Genomic DNA, 25,060 nt, shown 5'->3' on the forward strand with positions numbered 1-25,060 from the left:
TAGAGCCATGAAATTGAAACTTTGTGTCGCCTGTTTTCTTGCGCTGTGGCTTTCCGCCGCAGACGCGCAAACCGGCCGTTGGGTATCTCTGTTTGACGGAAAGACGTTAAACGGATGGAAAGCCAGTGACAATGCCGCATCTTTCCGGGTTGAAAACGGCTGCATTATGCAGGAAGGACCACGTTCCCATCTGTATTACGTCGGTGATGTGGCCGATCATGCGTTCAAAAATTTTGAGTTCAAAGCCCAGGTGTACACCTTTGAAAACGCTAACTCAGGTGTATACTTCCACAGCCGCTTCCAGGAAACGGGATTCCCCAATTACGGATATGAAGTACAGGTCAACAATTCCCACCGCGACGCCATCCGTACGGGTAGTTTATACAACGTGGTGGACATAGCCGACAAGTATGCTGTGGACGGGGAGTGGTTCGAGCTGTATATCCGGGTGGAAGGCAACCGGGTGATCGTCAAGGTGGACGGAACGACCGTGGTGGATTATACCCAGATGACCGACAAAAGTCGATTGGTACGGCAAGAGGATCACTTTGGCCGCTATGTGGGTTCCGGTACCTTCGCCATCCAGGCGCACGACCCGAATTCAAAAGCGATGTATAAAGATATTCAAGTAAGGATTTTAGATTAAGCAAGTAATAAATGAAACCGATTGTTCAGATCTCATTGGATCTCACGGATATTGAGGAGGCGGTAAATACCGCACAGGTCGCCTTGCAGGCTGGGGTCGACTGGCTGGAGGTGGGTACTCCGCTTGTGCTGGCAGAGGGCCTGCACGGGGTACGAAGACTGAGAAGCGAATTCCCGGATACACCCTTGGTGGTCGACCTGAAAACCATGGATGGCGGCTACCTCGAAGCGGAGATGATGGCCAAAGCAGGCGCTACGCATGTGGTGGTCATGGGCAGGGCCCATGCGGAAACCATCAAATGTGTAGTACAGGCCGGGCGCGATTTCGGTATTAAGGTAATGGGCGATAACCTGGCCTGCGACTCGATGGTAGACGGTGCTAGGTTTCTCGAAGACCTCGGATGCGATTACGTGATCCACCACATCGGGTACGACGAACGGCGGGGCTTGGTCGCACAGGGCTTTGCGTGCCCGAGTCCGTTGGACCAGCTTACCGAAGTGGTGGAAGCGGTACAGGTGCCCGTTCAGGCGGTAGGTGGACTGTCCATTGAACAGGCCATTTCGTGCCCTTCGTACGGCGCACCGCTGGTGGTGCTTGGGGCGCCCCTTACGATTGATGCCGACTCGTTCAAAACGTCGAGCAGCAACGACCTTCCCAGCGTATTACGGACTATTTGCGAGCAGATTCATTCGCAGCAAATCAATAAGCAATATAAGCAACCATGGAGTTTTTATCAGTCGTAAATTTTGATCGTGCCAAGGGATCGGTGGAGCTGCGGAAAGTGCCGCGGCCGGAGCCGAAAAGCGGCGAAGTAATCCTCGAAGTAAAGGGCGTAGGCGTATGCGGCAGCGATCTGCACCAATGGACGTCCAGCCATAGCTGGGAGGTAAATTATCCGGTTATCCTGGGCCATGAATTCGCGGGAATTATCGATGAAGTCGGTCCGGATGTGAAAATCTGGAAAACCGGCGACCGCGTGGTTAGCGAAACAGCGGCCGTGATCGATCTGGATAACCCGCTGTCAAAGGTTGGGCTTTATAACCTCGACCCCTCGCGGAAGGGGTTTGGTTACGGTGTCAACGGCGCAATGACCAAATACGTCGCGGTGCCTGCCCGCTGCTTGCACCGTATACCGAATACGTTACCGTTTGAGCGGGCTTGCCTGACCGAGCCGTGTAGCGTTGCGTATAATGCGGTGGTGAACAATGCCGATATCAAACCCGGAGACCGGGTGCTGGTCATCGGCCCGGGCACCATTGGCATGCTCTGCGCGCTGATGGCCCAGTTGAGGGGTGCGGAAGTGGCCATCGTCGGGTTGGAAAGTGACCGGGTACGGCTAGATATTGCCGCGGCCTACGGTATACAACCCCTCACAGGCGATGCCGGCCTGTGGGCACGTGAGCTCGATGGCATGGGGGTTGACTGCGTGATTGATTCCGCGGGGATCAGCCATACGCTTCAGAACGCTATCGACTGGGTGAGGCCCAACGGACAGGTGGTGAAAGTAGGCTGGGGCCCACAGCCCATCGGATTTTCACTGGATCCGATCGTGCAAAAGAACGTTCGCATCCAAGGCAGTTTCAGTCACAACTGGCCAGTATGGGAAAAAGTGATCCGGCTGTTGGATACAGGCCGCCTGGACATCAGCAAAATCGTCGGCGGCATGTGGCCCTTGGAGGACTGGGAAGTGGCGTTCCGTAAAATGAAGGACGGGGAGGTCATCAAAAGCGTATTGATACCGAAATAATGACGAATCGGAAAGGGAACTATGCAAAACGACTTATTGAAAGAGAAGGTGATCATCGTCACCGGTGCATTTGGCGGAATCGGGTTGGCGATTGCGAAGGCCTGCTTGAATGCTGGAGCAAGGGTGTTGCTGCACGGACGGAGCGAACGGAATCAAGCGGACGCACTGCGTTACCTGGACGGCGGCGACTGGGTGGAACCGTTCGTGGGTGACGTAACCCGCGAGAACTTCGCCCGGGATCTGGTGGAAGCGACCGTCCGCCGATTCGGCAAAATCAATGGCATCGTTAATAATGCTGCCTACGTGGTCTCGTCCAATGTGGGCGATACGACACTTGCGTTATTCCGCGAAGTACTGGAAGTGAATTCACTGGCACCATTTGCCATCATTCAATCGGCGCTGCCCCATCTGGCGGAAACCAAAGGGGCGGTGGTGAATATCGGCTCGGTCAATGCGTATGCCGGAGAACCGAATCTGTTGGCTTACAGCGTGTCCAAAGGGGCATTGATGACACTGACGAGAAACTTGGGCGACAGCCTGCATCGGGACTTCGGTATCCGGGTAAATCAGTTGAATGTGGGGTGGGTGCTGACGGAAAAGGAACAGGAGCGGAAAATAGGACATGGACTGCCGGCCGACTGGTATTCCCTTATTTCGCCGATGTATGCACCTGCCCGGAGGTTGCTGGATCCGATGGAAGTGGCGAATTCAGCCGTATTGTGGCTTTCGGATTCCCTCGGCCCGGTAAGCGGCCAAGCCATTGAACTCGAGCAACATCCGATCATCGGACGGAATCCGGAAAAGAACTTAGACGCGTTAGACCTCGAATAATATGCCCAAATTAGCTGTATTCCCGAAAGCGTTCATGAAGGAACTTTGCGTAACGGGAGAAATGACACTCGACGAATGGATCGATCTGGCGTCGCCGTTGGAAATTGACGGACTGGAATGGTATGCGGGTTTTCTGGGAATGGAAGACCCGAACAACTGGACCCGCTATCGAAACCGGGTCAGCGATGCCGGACTCGAAATACCGATGATGTGCTGCTCGCCTGATTTTACGCATCCGGATCCCGCCTTCAGAAAGGAACAGATCGGTAAGCAAAAACAATGGATCGATATGACGCATGCGCTGGGAGGCCGTTATTGCCGGGTGCTGTCAGGCCAGCGACGGCCGGAGCTTTCCCTCGACGAAGGCGTGAAACTGGCGGTAGATTCGATCCAGGAATGCCTGGACTATGCACGAACGCTCGATATCACCTTGATCCTGGAAAACCATTACAAAGATGATTTCTGGAAATTTCCGGAATTTGCGCAGAAGGTTGCGGTATTCTGCCAGATCGTCGAGGCAATTGACGACCCGCACTTCGGGGTAAACTACGACCCAAGCAATACGTTTCTTGCCGGTGAAGATCCCCTGGATTTATTGGAAAAGGTAAAACGCCGCGTCAAGACGATGCACGCGAGCGACCGGTACCTAGTGGGTGGAACCATCGAAGACCTGAGGAAAATGGAGGATAACAGTGAGGGGTACGCCTCCGTGTTGCGGCACGGCGAAATCGGCAAGGGACTGAACGATTATGATGTGATCTTCGGAACCTTGAAATCGGTCGGTTTCGATAGCTGGATCAGCATCGAAGATGGGGTAGATGGTATGGAACAATTAAAAAGAAGCGTGGATTTCGTAAACCGGAAGATCCAGCAGTATTGGTAGCCAAGCAAAAGGTTATGGGAGTGAACAATCGAATTTTCTGTTTCGGGGAAGTATTGTGGGATGAAGTAGATGGTGCCGAATTTCCAGGTGGCGCTCCGCTGAATGTGGCGTACCATATGGCGAAAGATAACCGATTTGACGTATACATGGTCAGCAGCGTGGGAAAGGATGCTGCGGGTAAAAAGATGCGGTCACTCATCGATGATTGGTCTATCGACGCCCGGTTCATACAATCCAACGACGACTACCCTACCGGTCGGGTGGTCGCCAATGTGTCGGACAGAGCCAACGTTACCTATGACATACTACAACCTGTAGCGTGGGACTATATACAGGAAAATGCTGACCTTAATGCGTGTTTTCCGGAAAATGCCTGCTTGATCTTCGGTAGCCTGGCCTGTCGGAATTCGGTTTCCAAACAGACCCTGCTCAACTTACTGTCTAAAAAGTGCGTACGTGTGTTCGACATCAATCTGCGGGGCAGCTACTATGATAGGCAGACGCTATCCACCTTGTTAAGCCATACCGATCTGCTGAAGATCAACGAGGAGGAGCTCGCAGAGGTGACAAGTATTTTCCAACCCGCTTCGGCGCGGGCACCCGAGCAGGTACAACTCCGTGCTCTGATGGGCCGATTTGGCATCAAGGAGACGATTGTTACCCGCGGAGCAGATGGTGCCAGCTATTACACGTTCGACGAACAGGTGGACGTGGCGGGCATAACAGTGCCGGTAGCCGATACCATCGGCTGTGGCGACGCTTTTTTGGCGGCCTTTCTGCGGCATCGGCTTGGCGGCGCAACGGTGGAGGCAGCGCTGTCCCACGCGGTATTGACCGGTGCGTTTATCGCGAAACAACCGGGCGGCTGCCCGGCGTACGCCCTGGCAGACTTGGAAGCATTCGCGGAAGCCAAATTGAGGTAGCATGCAATTACTGCACAACATATTCCAGGTAAGCGGCGATCTGGTCGGCCTGACCGTCGATGAACCGGGTGCGATTTGGAACGATTGCAACAGCTATGTAATCCGTCTGCCGGATGGGTTGTTGCTGTTCGATACCGGTTGCGGCGACACGCTTGATCAGCTGTTTGCCAATATCCGTTACTGGGGAATGGACCCGGCCGATATCCGGTATGTTTTCCTGACCCATCCGCATTACGACCACGCGGGTGGAGGCCATGCCCTGAAAGACCTTGGAGTGCACTTCATCTCCGGCAAAGAGACGGCCGATGCAGTACGCAAAGGCGACAAGCGGTGCTGCGGTTATCTCTATCACAAAGTGTTTAACCCGTTTGAGGTAGATACTGTCGTTGACGATGGCGGAAAAATTACGGTATTGGGCTTGGAAATCGAAGCCCGATTGATGCCCGGCCACAGTATGGGCTGTACCATCTTCTCCTTTATATGGGAGGGTAAAAAGCTGGTCATCAGCGGAGATGTGATCGGTACCAAGCTGAGCGGCGATTTCGGGTGGTCCGGTTCCATTGATTTCTGTCGCACGAAGTACCTGGAATCCCTGCAGCGGATGGCAGATCTGGAAATCGACTACATGTTGCCCGGACATGGCATGGTCTATTTCTCGGGGGCAAAGCGTCGTGTTGAGGAAGTTCTGAATACGGCACTCATGGAGTGGAGGTGATACACACAAAATAACACAACTGATGATTCAAAGAAAACAATTATTTCGGGCCAGTTGCCTGGCGCTGTTGGTTACCTCCCTTTCTTTTGGTATCCGAGCCGGGGTGCTCAACGAGCTGGGGGCTAGTTTTCACCTCAGCAACGCTGCGTTGAGTCAGATCACGGCGGCCGCATTCTGGGGATTTCCGCTTGCCGTGATTGCCGGAGGCTTCCTGGTAGATGCCATCGGTATGAAACGCATGGTACTGCTGGCGTTCTTTTTTCATGTCGCCGGTATATTGCTAACGGTCTTTGCCTCCGGTTATTGGTCGCTATTTTTTTCCACGCTTCTCGTCGGTATTGCTAACGGCAGCGTAGAAGCAGCATGCAATCCACTGGTCACCGCCTTGTATCCGGAGAAAAGAACGGCGATGCTAAATTATTTCCACCTTTGGTTTCCGGGAGGTATCGTCATCGGCACGTTGATTGTCGTGTTGTTTAATGCGATCGGGCTTAACTGGCAATGGCAGGTAGGTGTAATGCTATTGCCGGCGGTGCGCTACGGTTATCTGTTTATCAAATTGGATTTTCCGGAAACGGAACGCGTGTCGTCGGGTATACCCGCCAGCCGGATGTACAAGGCCGTGTTTTCGCCGTTATTTCTGTTCATGGTAGTATGCATGTTTGGAACGGCAATTACCGAACTCTTTACTGGGCAATGGATCGACGTATTGCTGAAGAATGTCATAGACAATGCCATTCTGATTCTTACGCTAACCACTGGGATCATGGCGATAGGTAGAGCTTTCGCTGCGCCGGTTATGAAATTCATGCGGCCAGAACGTGTGCTGCTCGCATCGATTCTCATCACGTCACTAGGGCTTTACCTGCTGGCTACTGTGAGTGGCGGCACGGTACTCATTGCCGCCGTGATTTTTGGTCTGGGTGTGTGTTACATCTGGCCGACGATGCTTGGCTTTGTGGCGGAGTATGTTCCCCAATCCGGTGCACTCGGAATGAACCTGATGGCAGGTGCGGGCATGTTTGCGGTTACGCTTTATACATTGTTCATGGGCGGGTATTACGATTCCTTGATTCTGCAAGAGTTGCCACCCGCGGCGGTAATAGGGAGTTACCTGACCGCTGCTCCCGGAACAGAGGCGTTCATTCAGTTAGAGACCGCGAAGGCCGTGGTAGGACCTAAGGTTTTGCTGAAGACGCTTCAGATTCCACTTGTATTGATCATCGCGTTTACGGGACTTGCTATTTTCATGACCCGCAAAAATGCGGTTAAGATAACGGTACAGTAGCTAATGAATAGGGCAAATATCCTCGTTGAAGGAGAGAACTTATTAGGTGAGGGACCGTTATGGCTGGAAGAACGGCGGCAATTAGGTTGGGTAGATATCCTGAGAAATGAAGTTTTTTTGTACGATTTTTCACGGGAAAAATTACAATGTTTCCGGTACGATAAGCCGGTTACATTGTTGGTCGCAACCGAATCTGCCGACAAACTGATCGTGGCTATGCAGGGAGAAATTGCGGAATTGAGCCTGCATGACGGATCGCTTACACCGCTGTTGCCATTGGAAGCTGATAAGCCGAATAACCGGACTAACGACGGAGGTTGCGATCCCAATGGGAGGCTCTGGGTGGGAACGATGGATACGCAATTCGAAGAAGGTGCTGGCAATCTGTACATGCTGGACGGTAACCGATTTGCTACCAAGATACACAACACCACCATCGCAAATGGACTGGTCTGGTCGCCCGACGGGCAGATCATGTATTTTATCGATTCCCCCCGGAAGGCGGTCAGTGCGTATGCCTACGCGCCGGATGGCGGTATCACACTCCTTGGAGACGTCGTGCGGATACCGGAAATGCTCGGTGGGCCAGACGGAATGGCCATTGATGAAGAAGGCATGCTGTGGGTTGCCCATTACGGTGGATATTCGGTAGGCAGATGGAATCCGCGTAACGGAGAACTACTTGATAAAGTGGAGGTGCCTGCTCCCAACGTAACCGCCTGCACGTTTGGTGGAAACGACATGAAAACCCTATTTATTACCACGGCCAGACAGGAAATGTCAATGAATCAATTAGCAGAATATCCGCTGAGTGGCGGCCTTTTCTATACAGATACGCACGTAGCAGGTGTTCGAAAAAGCCGGGTGCTGACAGGGTAAAATCCTATAATATCCCGCCAATTTGCTACAGAACTGCAGTAGTCGCTTCGTCTATCTTTGTCTTTATCAATGACAATACAACATTACCAGAATAGTATCAATGAGTGAAAAAAGTAAGGGATATATTCCCGTTATGCTAACTCCTTTTACGGAAAGCGGAGCGGTTGATTTTGGCGGATTGACCAAACTCACAGAGCTTTACCTCCAGGCTGGTGCGGCAGGTCTGTTTGCCAACTGCCAGTCGAGCGAAATGTTTAACCTGTCACCCGAAGAACAACTTGCTGTTACCGAACATGTGTTACATGTCGCCGGTGGCGCTGTACCCGTTGTGGCTACCGGAACTTTTGGTGGTGCCATGGAAAAGCAAGCGGATTTCGTCAAGCGGATGTATGAAACGGGTGTGGAGGCCGTGATTGTGATCACCAATATGTTGGCCGGCGAATCGGAAAGCGCAGACGTATTTGACGAACGGTTTGGACATCTGTTGGATGCCACAGCGGATATCCCACTGGGATTCTACGAATGTCCGGAACCCTTCAAACGTGTGCTGACCGCAGAGCAACTCAAGCGCTTCGTCAGTACGGGGCGTGTTATTTACCATAAAGATACCTGCCTGGATATCGAGCAGATCAGGGCAAAGCTGGACGCGACGAAGCAGGTGTCCGAGTTCGGTTTATACGATGCCTATATGGTGCACGCGGTGGAGTCATTAAAAGCCGGTTCCGCAGGGCTGTCCTGCATTCAGGGAAATTACTACCCAGAACTGATTGTTTGGCTGTGTAATCACTACGATAGCGACGAATTGGCCGATCAGGTTGCACGGGTACAACAGTTTTTTATCGATCATATGGAGATCATGCACGCCGTATACCCGATTGTGGCCAAATACTTTCTGCAGAAAAGAGGACTGCCTATTTCAACGTTCACCCGAAAAAATGCGGGCATATTCGACGAGACGGTCAGGACGCGCATGGATTCGTTTTATCGGCACTTTCAGCAGTTGGTTGAACAAATCGATTTGAAATCGGTATGGGTTTAACTAATTGCCCTAGAAATCCGATCACATCGCTGAACGCGTGCTATTCAATAGTTATCTGATAATTTCCGGAATCATCCGAATCATTTGATATTTTTGAAGCAGGACCAATTGACAGGATTATGAAAAGATTTTTGTGGCTAGTATTGGCGAATTTCGGATGGATTTCCCCATCCATTTCACAAGATAACGTTTTACGCGACATAGGCGGTAGCGTGATTGCTCACCAACCTGCCTCCACACAACAATACATCGGTTCACCGAGTATTGCCATTTTACCGAATGGCGATTACGTTGCATCCCATGACCTATTCGGCCCTAAAAGCTCGGAATTTGTACAAGCCATAACGCGTGTTTACCGTTCGGCTGACAAGGGAAGAACCTGGACCCAGGTCAGCGAAATCCAGGGAGCGTTTTGGTCCAGCTTATTCGTTAACCGCGGTACGCTGTATCTGCTCGGGCCTGACCGGCACCACGGAACGGTATTGATCCGACGGTCGGACGATGGGGGAAATACTTGGACGCGTCCAACGGGAACCGAAGATGGCCTGTTACTGAAAGGCATGTTCCATTGTGCGCCCATGCCGGTGATTGAACACAACGGTCGCTTATGGCGCGGCATGGAGACCGCCCACGGGCCCGATCTGGAGTGGGGGAAACGTTACGGCGCCATGATGATGTCGGCACCCGTTGATGCCGATCTCCTGAAGGCCAGCAGCTGGACGACCAGCAATTCCTTGCTTTATGATTCGACGTACCTAAATGGGAATTTTACCGGCTGGCTCGAAGGGAACGCCGTTGTAACGCCGGATGGTGGCATCGTCGATATCCTGCGGGTAGACGACCGTACTACGCATGAAGAAAAGGCGGCCCTGGTTCGGATAAGTGCCGAAGGGACCGTGGCTTCTTTCGATCCATCGACCGGTTTTATACCTTTTCCCGGTGGCAGTAAGAAGTTCGCGATCCGGTTCGATGAAAAGTCGGACCGTTACTGGACACTGAGCAACATCATTCCCGAATCATTCCGCAAACGTTATCCGAAAAGAAACCCCGCAAGTTTCCGGAATACGCTTGCGCTGATGAGTTCGGCCGACCTGCTTCATTGGCAAGTCCATGAGGTAATCCTGCAACATCCGGACGTGATTAATCATGGCTTCCAGTATGTAGACTGGCTCGTTGAAGGCGAAGACCTGATCATGGCCAGTCGGACAGCATACGATGACGGAAAGGAAGTCGCAAACAACAATCACGATGCAAACTTCCTTACCTTTCACCGTATTAAAGATTTCCGTGAGAAAGCAAAGCAAACACTGTAAAACGTAAACAAATAGACATGAAGAAGCAAGCAAGGTTCTCTTTACCCATTCTAGCCATCTTTTGCCTGAATTGTTCCCAACCTGACCACACGGCGGGAAATGTTGACCTTCCGCCAAAAGTGGATACCACGAATACTGCTTACGTGAGCGGAGAACTCCTCTATCCATTAGATAACAAACCAACGCCCGAATGCCATGCCTCTACCTTGGTCGAAACGTCCGAAGGGTTAGTTGCAGCCTTTTTTGCGGGCACACATGAAAACCATCCCGACGTAGGCATTTGGGTATCCCGCTTGGCGGACGGCAAATGGACCCGGCCGGAAGAGGTGGTAAACGGCGTGCAGAACGACACACTGCGATACCCCTGTTGGAATCCCGTGCTGTTTCAACCCAAGGGCGGAGACCTGATGTTGTTCTATAAAGTGGGGCCCAGTCCGCAAACCTGGTGGGGCATGGTCATGACCTCGAAGGATAACGGGCATACCTGGTCAGCACCGCGGAAGCTAGGTGAAGATCCCAAGGTGGGGCACCTACTCGGGCCTATCAAGAACAAGCCGATCCAGTTAGCCGACGGAACCATCATCAACCCAACCAGTATCGAATATCCGAAGGGTGACAATGAAGATCAAGATTGGCGTGTCTATTTTGAAATCAGCAAAGACCTTGGACAAACGTGGGAGGTGGTCGCCCCGATTAACGACGGCGTGGAATTTGACGCCATCCAACCGAGTATACTGACCTACCCGGACGGCAAATTGCAGGTGATCTGCCGCACACGTCAAGACGTACTGGCAGAAAGTTGGTCTGAAGATCAAGGGCGGACATGGAGCAAAATGACCGCGATGGCCTTACCCAACCCGAATTCGGGAACCGATGCCGTGACGTTAAGCGACGGAAGGCAACTGTTGGTATACAATCATGCTACAAAGCAAGGCCAGGAACCTAAGGGAAGAAATATCCTGAATGTGGCGCTCTCGGACGATGGAAAAACGTGGGAGCCCGTAATGACGCTGGAAAATGAACCCATTGAGGATGGTTATGCCTATCCGGCAGTTATCCAATCGTCCGATGGGAAGGTGCATATTACGTACACGTATAACAGACGGTCGGTAAAACATGTTGTTTTAGATCCAAAACAAGGTTTGTAACGACGGTTATGAGGCAAAGATAATATGCTATAATCTCCCGGCAATTTTTTATAGAATAGTAAGCAGATTCTCCGGTATTTTTGAACGTTGAGCTGTTCTTCTTAAACTTGGATTAATATACGGTGGTTAACTTCGCACCTAAATAAATCGATTGCACATGTTTCGTATGCATATGACGACCTCCCTCCAAACTAACGTCACAAAATGTGGGGTTGGGAAATGTTTCCTTGGGCTTTTCTTGGTCTGGTGCGTTGCCCTGCCCGGTTTTGGTCAGCAAGCCGTAGTCTCGCCGGAAACGGCGCTCCGTAGTTACCTGAACAACGGCGACCCGACTTATGCTTGGGAAATCCGGGACAGTTTGGTCTATGAAAAGGGGACCATCTTTCAGGTGTTGTTAACATCGCAGCGTTGGCGGGAACATACGTGGAAACATCAATTAAACGTCATCGTTCCGCGCGAAGTAACGTTTGACGGAGGGCTGCTTTTCATCAGCAGTGGCCGTATGCAGAAAGATGATCCGACGATGCCGCAATGGCATGACTTGGCGACGGACGGCTTGATCCAGGACATCGCGCGGATAGCTGAAGAAAACAAAGCTGTTGCTGCAGTCATCCGCCAAGTACCCAACCAACCGTTGTACGGAGGCTTGGTTGAAGACGAACTTATCTCTTATACGCTCCACCAGTTTCAAAAAGACAAGGATTTTTCGTGGCCCTTGTTGTTTCCGATGGTGAAAAGTGCCGTGAGGGGCATGGATGCCATACAGGAGTTGGTTGCAAACCGCTCAACAAAACCGGTACATCGGTTTGTGGTTTCAGGCCTCTCCAAGCGGGGTTGGACCACATGGCTGACCGCCTCGCAAGACGACCGGGTGGAAGCTTTAGCACCGATGGTTATCGATATTGTCAATATGCCTGTTAACCTGAATTACCAGATCGAAGTATGGCAGGATTACAGTCCCCAGATACAGGATTATGTAGCCCTTGGTCTCGTGCAGGATATTGAGAGCGATCGTGGCCGGACCTTGGCCCAGATGATCGACCCATATTCGTACCGGAAGATGCTTAATAAGCCAAAAATGTTATTTATGGGAACCAACGACCCATACTGGGTCATTGATGCGGTAAAGCATTATATAGACAGCATACCCGGACCTTACTACCTCCATTATGTACCTAACGAAGGGCATGATCTCGGCGATAAGCGACAGGCGTTTCAGGCACTGTCGTCCTTTTGGGGACATACCTTGCAGCATAAACCGTATCCGGTTACCGACTATACGACATCAATCGAAAAAGATGCACTGGAATTGAACATCCGTGCAACGAAACCGAAGTTAGCGGGGGCAGTGGTCTGGAGTGCCGTATCGGACGATTCGGATTTTCGGGATGAAACCTGGGTAAGTCGCGAACTACCGGTAACGCGGAAGCGGAAATTTAAGGTAAAAGAGCAATTGCCGGATTCGGGCTACAAAGCGTTCTACGTGGATCTGAAATACCGCAATGCAAATGGAGAACTATATACCCAAAGTACCCGGGTCTTTGTGTCAGATAGCCATTCGTTTTTTCTGAATTGACGAAAGAGAAGAGCAGCATATGAATTTTGAGGGCGTAAAATGAACGCGAAACGACTTGTTAAATGGGTGTTTTGGAGCATGGCCCTTACGGCCGGCTGTACACACCAACCTCGGGTTGGGGACCTCACCGTTAAAAGCGTCATGGATAGTTTGGTAACCCGTATTTCTGCGCAATGGGATACCCAGTTGATTAACGTTTTGGATGAAAACCGGGTGTTGAAATTCGTTGGCCCCGAAGAACGTGCCGCGCTTGCTAAAAACTATTGGCGCTTTCGGGTGGATGTACCGGTAGTGGTTTCCATTATGCGTGATAGTGCGCAAAAATCGGTGCCTTTCTGGCTGGTAGAAGATGGGTTTAAAAAAACAGCACTCAAGGTCCGGAATGAACAGTATACCTACGAAGTATGGCAAAAAAACTTTCCTGCCGGTGAGGTGGGACTTGGAATAAATGGATTCGACAAGCACCGCCCCGTTTATTTTGTAGGGGTGGCGCCCAAGCATTCGGGCGATGCGGTCAATATTACTCCCATTCTTCCGCAGAAACAACTCGTTACCGTATTGAACACCGGTGCATTCACGTATCACGATTGGGACGGGCTTGTACTCACTGAAGTACCGGAAGCTCTGAAAGGACAGTATCTGCTACCTACCATTCGCGGACGTGCACGGGAGGCACATTTAATCGGTGCGTTCCGAAGAACCGAATTTCCATCTACCGAAACGCCAGATCAGGTGGTTCTCACCCTCCCGGAAGATACCGAACGCGGCATGACTGTCCAATGGCGGTGCAAATCTGACGTGCGGGAAGGGTGGATTGAGTATTGGCCTGACGGAACAGCGGATACCATACGGACCGAGGTTGAAGGAATGTTGTCGGAAGATCGCCTGTTACGCAACGATCGATACGTAAACCGCTTCCGTATACGGCTCGATTCTCTGCAACCCGGTACGACTTATCGATATCGGGTGGGGCAGGGAAACGTCATTGGCGAAACCGCGGTTTTTTCAACACCGGATACCAATGATACGTTCGCATTCACGTGGTTCGGCGATATACACAACGACTCGTTATGGGGAAAGCTAGCACGGGATGCCGCTGCAGCCTACCCGCAAACAAATTTTTATCTTTCGGTGGGAGACCTTGTTAATACCGGTCTGCACCGTGACGACTGGGATGCGCTGTTCGGGTACTCCGGTGGGATGTTCCGGGAAAAACCTTTCATGGCTGTACCTGGCAATCACGATAGTCAAGACGGACTCGGTGCAGGGATGTTTCGCGAATTGCTATCCTATCCCGAAAACGGCCCTGACGCTCAACCTGAGGGTTTTACGTATGCATTCCGGTATAAACACGCCTTATTTTTGATGGTAGACGTCGTCAGCTTTTCGACATCACAGCAGGCTGCGTGGATCGAATCGCAATTGTCGAAGACAGATGCAAAGTGGAAGTTTGTCGTTTTTCACTTTCCTCCGTATACTTCGGAAGAGCCTTATCCCGACATCGTTGAAAATTGGGTGCCTTTGTTTGACAAGTACGGTGTGGACATGGTAATGAATGGGCATTTTCATTATTACCTGCGTACACAACCGATGAAAAACAGCCAGCTGGCGATGCCGGGAACTTTCGGCACAAGGTACGTAATGTCCGTCAGCACGCGCGGAAAAAATGATGATTCTCCGCCGGAGCCCTACGCCGAGAAGGTATTAAAAGAAGGATACCTTTATCAACACGTTCAAGTGGATGGCCGCAAGCTGTCGTTTACCTGCGTAGATGCTGAAGGGGCTGTCCGGGATCGTTTTGAGTTGATTAAATGACTAGCCGATAATCTTAAATGGTATGATGAAGAAACAACTTTTAACCGGTGTTATTCTGCTCGTATGGTACCTGGGCAAATCGGAGGAGGCCCGAATACCCGAAATTGTGGATTCGGTCCTCGTATTTCCGATGCAAAGCCAACATGTTCACGGAAGCAGTGTGGTGGAATTGCCCAACGGGGATTTTTTGCTGGCATGGTTTCAGGGGAGCGGTGAGCGGACAGCGGATGATGTCCGGATTATGGGCGCACGTAAAAAGAAAGGGAATGACCAATGGAGCCGCCCCTTTGAGCTTGCGGATACGCCACATCTGCCGGATTGCAATCCCGTGCTTTTTATGGCCGGAGATAAGTTATTCCTGGTATGGATTGCGGTCCAAGCCAACCGATGGGAAAATTCGTTACTCCGCTTACGCTCTACCGCCATTTTCGGCGACGAAGGTGCCCCAGAATGGCAATGGCAGGATAATATCCTGCTGAAGCCGGACGACCATTTTGCCGAAGAGGTGGCGGTAAAATTGCGTGAGCTGCCCGCACTGCATCATGGATGGGCAGCGTATGCGCCGAGGTACGACGAGCAAATCGTTGAGGCCAGTCGGGATGCGGGAAAACGGAGCCAGGGATGGATGACGCGAATTAAACCGCTGGTGTCGGGCGATCGGATTCTCTTACCGCTCTATTCAGATGGATTCAATTTTTCGTTGCTGGCGATTTCCGAAGACGGAGGAATGTCTTGGCAGCCAAGTTTACCGATTGTCGGCCGCGGGCCTATTCAACCTGCACTTGCCAAGCGGAAGGATGGTACGTTGGTAGCCTATATGCGCGACAGCGGAGATTCTCCTACACGAGTGCAAGTCAGCGAATCGCATGATCAGGGAAGGAGTTGGACGGCCGCGCGCAAATCGGATATCCCCAATGGCGCCAGCGTCGATGTGCTGGTACTCAATGACGGTCGCTGGGTCATGTTGGGAAACGATGTGGACGACGGACGGTATCGGTTGAGCCTTTATTTTTCAGATGACGAAGGGAAGACCTGGCCCGTAAAGCTACCCCTCGAAAATGATACGCAGAAGCAGGGGCGCTATTCGTATCCGTCGCTGATCCAAGGACACGATGGATTACTCCATATCAGCTATTCGTATCATCTCCACAGTGAAGAAAAAACCATCAAATACGTGATTGTCAAGCCATGAAAGTTAAACTAAAAGGTATTCTTTTGCTCACGCTGCTAGCCGGTGCCTGTAGCAGCGGCACATCCGCCGTTGCCATTTCCTATGCGGACACCCTGTTTACCCAAGATTACAGCGTAAAATATTTCGCAGATAAGAACCAACCGGGTACGTCCCGGCGGGCTTACGCCAATCGGGAAGGGAACGTTCAAGTATTGACCGCCGACGGATTAAAACGACCTTTCAATGGTCATTTTTTATATCCCGGCGACTTGGTGGATGATCAGTTCTACCGGTTTATGACGGCCAAACAGCTGGTTGATATGGCGGTATGCCGGGGCGAGTTTGTCTACCTCGATGCCCGCGTTATTTTCAGCAATGCATGGTCAGGAAGGTTGTATGTTGAACACCAATTGGCAAATCCGACCGCATTCGCGCTCAACGATAGCTTTGCGTTTCTGGTTACCGACGGAGAACGGGTCCATTTCATTCGTGACAACGCGGTGAAATGGAGGGGAACGGTACCGGGCGGCAATGTGCAGCAGGTAATCAGCCATCCTACAGATTCGGCAGTATTCTTTTTGTTGACGCCCGAGTGCATATACCGATTTTCTGAAATAGCCAACCACGTGGAAAAAATTCACGAAGGCAGCGGATTTACATCCGCGGATGTGGATGCGCGGAATAACTTACTGATCGTGGGCACATCCGAAGGATATTTCAGGTTTGGATTGGCGAATGGAAAGATACAGGGCGAGCTGCAAAAAAAGCTGCCTTGGCCGCATATCGGCGTCGTTAAAGTACTGGATGGGAAATATTGGTTTGGAACGGATCGAGGGGCGTTTGCCGTGAGAAGTGATGGGAAAATCGATTACTATGCAGGCAAGCGCTGGCTGCCGGATGATCAGGTAATGGATATTGAAAGCGGAGTCGGTCAGTCGGTTCTTTTACTTACCCGAAGCGGGCTGGCCAGCATACATTTCAAGCCAATGACGCTGCTTGATAAAGCCCAATATTACGAGCAACAGGTAAGGGAGCGCCACATCCGTAATGGGTTCAATGCCACGCTAACCGGATTGGACGACGGAGATTTGAGTATGGGTTACTTAGGCGACTCGGATAACGACGGTTTGTGGACGTCCCTGTATCTGGCTGCTGAGGCTTTCCGCTATGCCACTACCGGCGAACAGCAGGCACTGGACAATAGCAAGGAATCACTGGATGCCATGGCGCGGCTGTATGACATCAATCCCGTGCCCGGATTTCCCGCTCGCTCCTTCGAACGGCGAGGTAGTGGCGATACCCGCTCGATGCTTTCCGACCCCGAGCGCTGGCAGTTGTCGGAGCATCCAGATTGGTATTGGAAGGCCACAACCAGCAGTGATGAGGCGATTGGCCATATATTCGCATTTGGCGTGGTTGCGGAATTGATAAATCACCGGGATATACGCGAAAAAGCAATCCGGCTGATCGATACCCTGATGGGACATATTGTAAAGAACGACTTTTATTTGGTGGACTACGATGGGCAGCCCACCACTTGGGGCAGATGGAACCCCGAATATGTAAATGCCTTTCCAACAAGTGTCGGCGACCGGAAACTAAATTCTTCCAATATCATTGCCATGTTGCAAACTGCCTATCATTTTACAGGCAAGTCCATTTATAAAGAGAAGGCATTTGACCTGATGAATAATCATGGGTATCTCGAAAACCTGATGCGCCCCATGAGCGAGATTGGGAAAGCGCCGGAAAATTCAGACGACTGGAGCCAGATGTTATCGGGAGCGTGGAACCATTCGGACGATGAAATGTACTTCGCGGGCTACTGGGGCTTATACCGTTATGCGTTCAACGACACCTTGAAAGCAAAATATAAAGAAGCCATACTGGATCATTGGGAAGCCGAAAGACCGGAAAAAGAAGGAGCGTGGAATATTTTTACGGCAATAACGGGAACGGAAAATTTCGACCGTGAGGAAGCCATCTGGTATTTACAGGAATATCCCCTCGATCTCATTCAATGGACCACACAGAACAGTCATCGACAGGATATCATACCGCTGCCTCCTAACTTCCGGAATCAGACGATCGAAACCGTACTTCCGCCGGACGAGTTGAAGATTTCACGTCACAATGCAAACCGATTTATACTGGATGGTGGAAGCGACGGGAAAGCCGAAAACAGTGCGGGAGACATTTGGCTGTTTCCGTACTGGATGGGCCGCTATCTCGGTGTCATCGACGCTCCGGTCGGCAAATAAACCACCGAAATTTTCAATAGTAAATTTCATGTATTGTTTACACATAAGCAATGTTTTGTTAATGTGTTTTTCATTCTGAAAATCAGTAGTTTGTTTGGTTTTTTAAATGCTAAAATGCGCCATGCAAATGCTAATATCCTACAATGAAAATCAGCGCCGTTGCTCTACTTTTGAATGGCTGAACCATCGAAGATGACATCGGGACAGGGTAGGATAAGAGGGTTTGGTAACGAGTAATTAACAACGAAAAATGTAAGAAATGACACACACCCAAACAGATCGGCGTTTGATTTCGCTGGATGCATTCCGCGGATTTACGATAGCGGCAATGATAATCGTAAACACACCGGGTTCATGGGATCACGTGTTTGCTCCGTTGCTGCATGCATCTTGGCATGGATTTACGCCGACAGATGCCGTATTTCCCTTTTTTATTTTTGCGATGGGGATCTCGCTGACCCTATCTTATGGCAGGTTGAAGGAAAAAGGAGCGCAAACCAAACAGGTATTGGTCAAAACGGCCAAGCGGGCGATTCTCATTTTCCTCATCGGGGTACTGCTCGGCTTGTTTCCCGAGTTTAACTTGTCGGAAGTCCGGATTCCCGGTGTATTGCAACGCATTGCCATCGTCTTTTTTTTCTGTGCACTGTTGTTCTGGTATACCACCTGGAAGCAGCAGGCAGTCATCGCCGGTTTGCTGCTGTTAGGGTACTGGTTGGCGATGATCTACATCCCCGTACCCGGCTTGGGTGCCGGAGTGCTTGAACCCGGGAGAAACCTGGCGGCATGGATAGACAGCTTGGTGATACCCGGCAAGATGTGGCAGGGTACATGGGATCCGGAGGGCATACTGAGTACGATTCCGGCCATTGCGACCGGAATATCCGGCTTATTGGTTGGCCATATCCTCGCAAATCCGCGAAATACGTCGGAACGGAAACTGAACTGGATGTACCTGGCGGGGTTGGCTTCCTTTCTGGCCGGTTCGGCTTGGGGATGGGGTTTCCCAATCAACAAAAACCTGTGGACGAGTTCGTATGTGCTTTACACGTCTGGTTTGGCCACTATGCTTTTTGCGACCCTGTTTTTCGTGATCGAAATACTGGGCATAAGAAACTGGGCGAAGCCAGGGGTCGTGTTCGGCTCGAACGCCATTACGGCATATGTGATCGGAGGCATCCTGCCCAGCCTACTGTATGCGGTTAATGATTGGTATGTGCAAACGATAGTGGATACCTCGGATCATCCGGAATGGCCCTCGTTGGGGTGGGCGATTTTCATTTGCTTGATGTGTTACCTACCCGTTTATTTACTCTATCGGAAGAAAATCTTTATCAAGATCTAACGTACGGTTCATACCAAAGCGCGTACTTGCGGACGCTAAACCAAGCACTAAACTCGATGAATGACTGAATAATCGAAGAAATCAGGAAATGTAAAAAGTATGAGAACGGAAAGTTTTACAATCAAAAGAGACTGGGTAAAGACATTTCTTTGCTTGGTAATCGGTTTGTGGGGATGCGTGGACGTATTCGCTCAGGATCGATTGGATGTGTCGGGCACGGTAACCGGGCCGGATGGCAATCCCGTTGCCGGTGTGACCGTCAGTTTGGAAGGAACCAATAGAGCGTCGGCTACCGATGCCGCGGGGAGGTATACACTCAACGACGTCGTTTCAGATGGGACTTTGGTGTTTAAAGCCGTCGGCTATGAAACGGCATCGGTTAGTATCGGTGGCAAATCCGTTATCGATATCGAATTGAGCCAGGGCCAAGAGGCGTTGGAGGAAGTGGTAGTTACAGCGTTGGGTATCAAACGGGAAGAACGCTCGTTAGGTTATTCCGTAGGCAAGGTGGACGGTGCAGAGTTGTCGCGGGTTGCTAACGAGAACGTGTTGAGCGGTATGGCAGGGAAGGTACCCGGTGTAGCCATCAGTTCTACGGGGGGGACCGGGTCGTCCGTCAGCATGGTAATCCGTGGCGCAACCTCGCTAAGCAGCGACAATCAACCATTGTTCGTCGTGGATGGTGTGCCGATTGCAAACACCTTAAACAACGTTTCGCAGATCGGCAACGATAACCGCGTGGATTATGGCAATGCGATTTCCAGTTTGAATCCCGACGATATCGAAAGCGTATCCATCCTGAAGGGACCGAGCGCAGCGGCATTATACGGTTCCCGAGCGGGTAATGGGGTGGTGCTTATTACCACCAAATCGGGTGCATCGGTTAATAAAATGACCGTATCCGTAACTAGTAACACCGTTTTTGATATGCCCTATCGATATCTGGACATGCACAGCAAGTTTGCTACGGGCGTATTTCCTTTTACGCCGGAGTTCAATCCGTTTGAAGGTGGCATTTTGGAAATCGAAGAAGGTTCCGCTGGCGGGATCGGGCCCGAATTGGATAAAGGGTACAAGGCGATCCAATGGAACAGCCCCTTGGACGAGAATGGAAATAGGATACCTACAGAATTGAAATCTTATCCTAACAACGTCAAAAATTTCGTGCAAACGGGAATTACGACGACGAATGGCGTATCCATCGCCAATAATACCGAGCGGATGAATTACCGGATATCGTATTCGAATATGATTAACCGGGGGATTATTCCCAATACAGATCTCTCCAGGAATTCGCTTAATATGAGTTCTACCTTAAAGCTTCATCCCGACTTTTCGATTTCTACCAACATCGACTACAGCCGCAACGGCTCGGACAATCGCCCGGCAACCAACCGTGGCGCCAATCCCATGCAATGGGCCTATGGCGTGTCTCCGCACATCAATATTCTGGATCTGAAGAACTATTGGGTGGAGGGAAAAGAAAATATTGAACAACTAACCGCAGCGCTCGGAGAAAAAAATAATCCGTACTTTCTGGCATATGGCGTGAGCAACAGTTTTGTGCGCGACCGGGTGTTCGGAAACGTTCGCGCCAACTGGCAGATCACCCCTGAGCTCGACTTTATGGCCCGGTATGCGCTGGATAGTTACCAAGAACAGCGGGAATCCAAAATTCCATACAGTTATACAGATGACCCGCGAGGCGCTTACGGCATAGTTAACCTGCATCGGCAGGAACAGAATATTGATTTTCTGGCGACTTACAAAAAAGGCTTCAATTGGATGGACCTGTCTGTTTCGGCTGGAGGCAATACACGGTATGTTCGTAATCGGGATGAGAGTAATTCAAGCAAAGGTGGGTCAGGATTGGTGGTGCCGGGCTTGTATACGCTATCTAATATTAGTCCATCAGGCTTGAATTACGGAAGTTACCTTGCGGAAAAATCCGTGAACAGCGTGTATGGAATGTTAAATATCGGATTTAACGACCTGGTGTATCTGGATTTGACCGCCCGGAATGATTGGTCCAGTACGTTACCCGAAAACAACCGCTCGTATTTCTATCCGTCGGCTTCGTTAAGCGTATTATTGGACGAAGTGTTCAGTTTGCCGCAGCAGGTAAATGTATTGAAATTGCGCGGCGGGGTGGCACGTGCGGGAAATGATACAGGGCCATACAACCTGATTAATGTATTGGCCAACGCCGGGGCGTGGGGCGACGTGACGCGACTCACCAAGCCGGGAAATCTGCTGTTGCCCAATTTGAAACCGGAGATTGCTACTTCCTACGAATATGGCTTGGACCTGGGATTGTGGGACAATCGGCTGCGTTTTGAAGGTACTTACTACCAGCTGGACAACGAAAACCAGATTATTCCGACGAAATTACCAGGTTCCAGCGGTTTCACATCGAAAAACATCAATGCCGGACTTTTGCGGAGCCGAGGGTTCGAGCTCCTGGTAGGCGGTACCCCGATACTAACTAACGACTGGCGTTGGGATATCAACGTAAACTGGTATCGCAACCGTACGCGGATCATGGAGTTGACCGAAGGGCTTGAATTTTACGATCTGTGGGGCGATGCGAAAGGTGGAGCTCGGACCTATGTAGGGCAGGAAATCGGGGATTTATATGATGCGCAGTTGGTAACCGTAACCGCTCCGAATTCCCCGTATTATGGTTGGCCGTTATTGGACGAGCAAGGTTCGTGGCAGTCTGTCAGTATGAATAATACAACCAACAAGATTGGTAATTTTAACCCGGACTTCACCATGGGGGTGATGTCATCACTGAGCTATAAACGGTTTTCGCTGAATTTTTCGCTGGATATGCGCTTTGGCGGGGATTTCGTTTCACAAACCTATCGGTATTCGGAGTCGGATCTGCGTACCCAGCGTTTCCTGGATAACCTGATCCATCCGAACGGAATGACCGGTGCTGAACTTAAGAATTACTTGATCGACAATGACCTTATTGTGGTTCGTGGCAATCGGTTTAACATTGTAGGCGGTCCTACCCAGGAAATGGGCGGATTTCCCTTTGAGTTGGAAGACGGCTCAAAATTTCCGTATGGCGGAGTATTTAACCCCGGCGTGATCGCGGTATACGATGACGACGGAAAAATCACCGAGTACATAGAAAACCTGGGAGAATCCGGTACTAAATATATTGCCTATGGTGATAATTACCCATGGGATTTTATGCGGGCGGCGACATTTGATGCATCTTATATCAAATTACGGGAGATTTCCTTGGGGTACGAACTGCCAACGAACTTCGTCCGTAGATTAGGAATCAGTAGCGCGAACATTGCGGTGTATAGCCGAAACATTATTTTATGGACCAAGTCAAAAATCGGGATCGATCCGGAACTGGCCTTTCAGCAGGAAAGCGGAGCGCAGGCAGGAAGTCAATTTAAGCAGGGAATTGAACGGTATAACGTAACGCCCTGGGTGATTCCGTTTGGTTTTAAATTAGGTGTTAATTTCTAGACGAGAGCAACATGAAATCGATGAATAGTAACATACGTTTCCGCGCAGCAAAAGTTATAGTCGTAACGATTGCTACGCTGGTTTTGGGCGCATGCAAAGACTTGAGTGAGTTGAATATCAATCCGAACGGCGCCAGTGAAGAAGAAGCGAATCCCAATTTGCTTATGCCAACCGTGTTGACCGAAGGAGCAAAATTGTATCTGAATTTGGGGTACCAGGATATCGCTGGCGTTGTACAGCATACCCAGAAAGACGCCTGGGCCGAAGGCCATAACGATTACGATTGGGGCGGGGATCAAAGCTGGAACGCCTATTACGACGTATTGCGAAACAATGCATTGCTATACAAGCGCGCATCGGAAGAAAACATGGAGTTTCATCAGGGGGTTGCATTGGTGATGCGTGCATTTATGTTTGGGCTGATTACCGATTTATGGGGCGATGCTCCTTATACCGATGCGCTGCGGGGGGATGAAGACGACCTGGCTTATATTTTTCCAAAGTTCGATACCCAGGAGACCATTTACACCGGAATTATCGGCGAGCTCGAGCAGGCAAGTGGGCTGTTATCGAAGCCTTCGTCGGAATACATCGGGATTATCGGTAATGCCGACGTGTATTTTGGGGGAGAGCCCGTAAAGTGGCGTAAATTTGCGAATTCGTTGCTGCTCCGGTATTACATGCGGATTTCTGAAAAAATGCCGGAAGTCGCTAAGGCGGGTGTTGAAAAAATAGCGGGTAACCCCAGCCAATATCCGATCATTACCGAAGCCGCCGATGATGCAACCATGGCGTTTGTCGGAAATTCGGCCTCAGATTCGTGGCCCCATAACCTGGAATTTGATACCGAGGCAGGCAGTAATTACCGGCGATTGAAAATGTGTGCAACATTGGTCAATCAGATGCAGGCACTGAATGACCCACGGTTGGCGATATGGGCAAATCGGGTACAGATTTCGCTGAAGGTGGATCCCAGTCTGCCGGCGGGAACAGATAAGATTGAGGGAAATGTGCGTTACCTTTCGCCCGATAAAGTAGCTGGCATATCGATCGACCAAGATCCGGAGTATGTGGGTATGCCTCCGAGTTGGTCATCGTCCGTGCCTTCGAGTTACAATCTGAATCCGACACCGGGCCAGCTGTCCAACAACCCGCATGTGTCGTTCCTCAACGATCTCTACAAAGAAGCTTCCGGTCCGCTTTTGAAAGCCCGGTTATTGTCGGCCGCGGAAGTCCATTTTATCTTGGCGGAGGCCGCCCTGAAAGGTTGGTCTGTAGGAAATGGTCAAGAGCATTATAATCAGGGTGTTGAGCAGTCTTTGAGGGCGTGGACAGTCGGCAGTGCATATGCAGACTATATCGATAACGCGGGAGTGGCCTATGAGGGGACAATCGAACAGGTGATGGAGCAGAAATGGATCGCAAGCTGGACCGCCGCCACCGAAGCCTGGTTCGATTACCGGCGTACGGGATACCCCGACCTGAAAGCGGGTCCGGCCGCGTTAAGAAGGGTACTTCCCGTTCGTTTCTACTACATGCAAGATGAACTGAACATCAACCGCCAAAATGCGGAGCACGCATTGGAACGCCTGGAAGTAACACCATATTCGCAGGCGGACGACAAAAACAGCGCTTGGTCTAAACCCTGGTTGTTACAGGGTACGGGAAAGCCGTGGTAAGAAGATGCAGGCATTTTGATATTCGCAGCTGATTGCGGGATGGGTGGTGTCCGTCCAATGACACCACCCTTGCTCGGAATCAAGAACGTCAACGGGTTGTTCCATCTCTTCAACTTAACCTAGCCGCATTAAACCAGCACACCGGGTATTTCTAACTTGATTTATATGCTAAGATGTGCCATGCAATTGGCAAGATCGTACAAATAAAACTGCGGGATATGGGTTATCTTCGAACAGTTGTTCCGTGGTCTTCAGAAAAAATGGAAGAAAGACACTAACCGATTATTGCCGAACAACAACCGAGTA

General features: G+C 50.7%; 19 protein-coding genes. All 19 read left to right on the top strand.

Annotation, left to right across the window (positions count from 1 at the left end):
• The first annotated feature begins 7 nt into the window (after nt 1–7).
• The 19 genes from ACFQRK_RS01505 to ACFQRK_RS01595 all read left to right on the top strand — a co-directional run bounded on the left by ACFQRK_RS01505 (nt 8) and on the right by ACFQRK_RS01595 (nt 24,754).
• On the top strand, nt 8–646 hold the full coding sequence (locus ACFQRK_RS01505) for a DUF1080 domain-containing protein (protein WP_379002914.1): 639 nt from the start codon (nt 8–10) through the stop codon (nt 644–646).
• Between the two features lie 11 nt (nt 647–657).
• Nucleotides 658–1,389, top strand: a complete 732-nt coding sequence (locus tag ACFQRK_RS01510; protein WP_379002916.1) for an orotidine 5'-phosphate decarboxylase / HUMPS family protein — start codon at nt 658–660, stop codon at nt 1,387–1,389.
• Nucleotides 1,368–2,393, top strand: a complete 1,026-nt coding sequence (locus tag ACFQRK_RS01515; protein ID WP_379002919.1) for a zinc-binding dehydrogenase — start codon at nt 1,368–1,370, stop codon at nt 2,391–2,393. Before ACFQRK_RS01510 ends, ACFQRK_RS01515 begins: the two co-directional genes overlap by 22 nt.
• A 21-nt stretch (nt 2,394–2,414) precedes the next feature.
• A complete protein-coding gene (locus tag ACFQRK_RS01520) occupies nt 2,415–3,224 on the top strand; it encodes an SDR family oxidoreductase (RefSeq protein ID WP_379002921.1) in 810 nt (269 codons plus the stop codon).
• A gap of 1 nt (nt 3,225) precedes the next feature.
• Nucleotides 3,226–4,107 carry a sugar phosphate isomerase/epimerase family protein gene (locus tag ACFQRK_RS01525; protein WP_379002923.1) on the top strand — a complete coding sequence of 294 codons (882 nt, stop codon included), beginning with the start codon at nt 3,226–3,228 and terminating at the stop codon, nt 4,105–4,107.
• A 20-nt stretch (nt 4,108–4,127) separates the two neighbouring features.
• Entirely contained in the window at nt 4,128–5,030 is a 903-nt protein-coding gene (locus ACFQRK_RS01530; protein WP_379002925.1) for a PfkB family carbohydrate kinase, read from the top strand.
• Between the two features lies 1 nt (nt 5,031).
• Nucleotides 5,032–5,745, top strand: a complete 714-nt coding sequence (locus ACFQRK_RS01535; protein WP_379002927.1) for an MBL fold metallo-hydrolase — start codon at nt 5,032–5,034, stop codon at nt 5,743–5,745.
• A gap of 22 nt (nt 5,746–5,767) precedes the next feature.
• Complete coding sequence (locus ACFQRK_RS01540) at nt 5,768–7,033, top strand: MFS transporter (RefSeq protein ID WP_379002929.1); 1,266 nt, start codon at nt 5,768–5,770, stop codon at nt 7,031–7,033.
• 3 nt (nt 7,034–7,036) lie between these two features.
• The gene (locus tag ACFQRK_RS01545) at nt 7,037–7,912 is read left to right on the top strand and encodes an SMP-30/gluconolactonase/LRE family protein (protein WP_379002930.1); all 876 of its coding nucleotides are present in this window, start codon (nt 7,037–7,039) and stop codon (nt 7,910–7,912) included.
• Nucleotides 7,913–8,012: 100 nt separating this feature from the next.
• Entirely contained in the window at nt 8,013–8,951 is a 939-nt protein-coding gene (locus tag ACFQRK_RS01550; RefSeq protein ID WP_379002932.1) for a dihydrodipicolinate synthase family protein, read from the top strand.
• Between the two features lie 119 nt (nt 8,952–9,070).
• Complete coding sequence (locus tag ACFQRK_RS01555; RefSeq protein WP_379002934.1) at nt 9,071–10,264, top strand: exo-alpha-sialidase; 1,194 nt, start codon at nt 9,071–9,073, stop codon at nt 10,262–10,264.
• A gap of 17 nt (nt 10,265–10,281) precedes the next feature.
• Complete coding sequence (locus tag ACFQRK_RS01560; RefSeq protein WP_379002936.1) at nt 10,282–11,412, top strand: exo-alpha-sialidase; 1,131 nt, start codon at nt 10,282–10,284, stop codon at nt 11,410–11,412.
• A 157-nt stretch (nt 11,413–11,569) separates the two neighbouring features.
• Complete coding sequence (locus ACFQRK_RS01565) at nt 11,570–12,988, top strand: PhoPQ-activated pathogenicity-related family protein (RefSeq protein ID WP_379002938.1); 1,419 nt, start codon at nt 11,570–11,572, stop codon at nt 12,986–12,988.
• A 39-nt stretch (nt 12,989–13,027) separates the two neighbouring features.
• Nucleotides 13,028–14,803: a metallophosphoesterase gene (locus ACFQRK_RS01570; protein WP_379002939.1), complete on the top strand. Its 1,776-nt coding sequence runs from the start codon at nt 13,028–13,030 to the stop codon at nt 14,801–14,803.
• A 22-nt stretch (nt 14,804–14,825) separates the two neighbouring features.
• On the top strand, nt 14,826–15,995 hold the full coding sequence (locus tag ACFQRK_RS01575; protein ID WP_379002941.1) for an exo-alpha-sialidase: 1,170 nt from the start codon (nt 14,826–14,828) through the stop codon (nt 15,993–15,995).
• Nucleotides 15,992–18,235, top strand: coding sequence for a hypothetical protein (locus ACFQRK_RS01580; protein WP_379002942.1), 2,244 nt, complete (start codon nt 15,992–15,994; stop codon nt 18,233–18,235). The genes ACFQRK_RS01575 and ACFQRK_RS01580 overlap by 4 nt, the downstream gene beginning before the upstream one ends.
• Nucleotides 18,236–18,494: 259 nt before the next feature.
• Nucleotides 18,495–19,580, top strand: a complete 1,086-nt coding sequence (locus ACFQRK_RS01585) for an acyltransferase family protein (RefSeq protein ID WP_379002944.1) — start codon at nt 18,495–18,497, stop codon at nt 19,578–19,580.
• Between the two features lie 99 nt (nt 19,581–19,679).
• Nucleotides 19,680–23,075: a SusC/RagA family TonB-linked outer membrane protein gene (locus tag ACFQRK_RS01590; protein ID WP_379002946.1), complete on the top strand. Its 3,396-nt coding sequence runs from the start codon at nt 19,680–19,682 to the stop codon at nt 23,073–23,075.
• A 20-nt stretch (nt 23,076–23,095) separates the two neighbouring features.
• Nucleotides 23,096–24,754, top strand: a complete 1,659-nt coding sequence (locus ACFQRK_RS01595; protein ID WP_379002948.1) for a SusD/RagB family nutrient-binding outer membrane lipoprotein — start codon at nt 23,096–23,098, stop codon at nt 24,752–24,754.
• Nucleotides 24,755–25,060 lie beyond the last annotated feature (306 nt).

This window comes from Parapedobacter sp. GCM10030251 (assembly GCF_042666505.1).
Classification (GTDB): domain Bacteria; phylum Bacteroidota; class Bacteroidia; order Sphingobacteriales; family Sphingobacteriaceae; genus Parapedobacter.

What these genes read in the sequence shown, in the direction of transcription:
- ACFQRK_RS01505 (WP_379002914.1), top strand. Translation starts at nt 8, where the DNA reads ATGAAATTGAAACTTTGTGTCGCCTGTTTTCTTGCGCTGTGGCTTTCC.
- ACFQRK_RS01510 (WP_379002916.1), top strand. Translation starts at nt 658, where the DNA reads ATGAAACCGATTGTTCAGATCTCATTGGATCTCACGGATATTGAGGAG.
- ACFQRK_RS01515 (WP_379002919.1), top strand. Translation starts at nt 1,368, where the DNA reads ATGGAGTTTTTATCAGTCGTAAATTTTGATCGTGCCAAGGGATCGGTG.
- ACFQRK_RS01520 (WP_379002921.1), top strand. Translation starts at nt 2,415, where the DNA reads ATGCAAAACGACTTATTGAAAGAGAAGGTGATCATCGTCACCGGTGCA.
- ACFQRK_RS01525 (WP_379002923.1), top strand. Translation starts at nt 3,226, where the DNA reads ATGCCCAAATTAGCTGTATTCCCGAAAGCGTTCATGAAGGAACTTTGC.
- ACFQRK_RS01535 (WP_379002927.1), top strand. Translation starts at nt 5,032, where the DNA reads ATGCAATTACTGCACAACATATTCCAGGTAAGCGGCGATCTGGTCGGC.
- ACFQRK_RS01540 (WP_379002929.1), top strand. Translation starts at nt 5,768, where the DNA reads ATGATTCAAAGAAAACAATTATTTCGGGCCAGTTGCCTGGCGCTGTTG.
- ACFQRK_RS01545 (WP_379002930.1), top strand. Translation starts at nt 7,037, where the DNA reads ATGAATAGGGCAAATATCCTCGTTGAAGGAGAGAACTTATTAGGTGAG.
- ACFQRK_RS01550 (WP_379002932.1), top strand. Translation starts at nt 8,013, where the DNA reads ATGAGTGAAAAAAGTAAGGGATATATTCCCGTTATGCTAACTCCTTTT.
- ACFQRK_RS01555 (WP_379002934.1), top strand. Translation starts at nt 9,071, where the DNA reads ATGAAAAGATTTTTGTGGCTAGTATTGGCGAATTTCGGATGGATTTCC.
- ACFQRK_RS01560 (WP_379002936.1), top strand. Translation starts at nt 10,282, where the DNA reads ATGAAGAAGCAAGCAAGGTTCTCTTTACCCATTCTAGCCATCTTTTGC.
- ACFQRK_RS01565 (WP_379002938.1), top strand. Translation starts at nt 11,570, where the DNA reads ATGTTTCGTATGCATATGACGACCTCCCTCCAAACTAACGTCACAAAA.
- ACFQRK_RS01570 (WP_379002939.1), top strand. Translation starts at nt 13,028, where the DNA reads ATGAACGCGAAACGACTTGTTAAATGGGTGTTTTGGAGCATGGCCCTT.
- ACFQRK_RS01575 (WP_379002941.1), top strand. Translation starts at nt 14,826, where the DNA reads ATGATGAAGAAACAACTTTTAACCGGTGTTATTCTGCTCGTATGGTAC.
- ACFQRK_RS01580 (WP_379002942.1), top strand. Translation starts at nt 15,992, where the DNA reads ATGAAAGTTAAACTAAAAGGTATTCTTTTGCTCACGCTGCTAGCCGGT.
- ACFQRK_RS01585 (WP_379002944.1), top strand. Translation starts at nt 18,495, where the DNA reads ATGACACACACCCAAACAGATCGGCGTTTGATTTCGCTGGATGCATTC.
- ACFQRK_RS01590 (WP_379002946.1), top strand. Translation starts at nt 19,680, where the DNA reads ATGAGAACGGAAAGTTTTACAATCAAAAGAGACTGGGTAAAGACATTT.
- ACFQRK_RS01595 (WP_379002948.1), top strand. Translation starts at nt 23,096, where the DNA reads ATGAATAGTAACATACGTTTCCGCGCAGCAAAAGTTATAGTCGTAACG.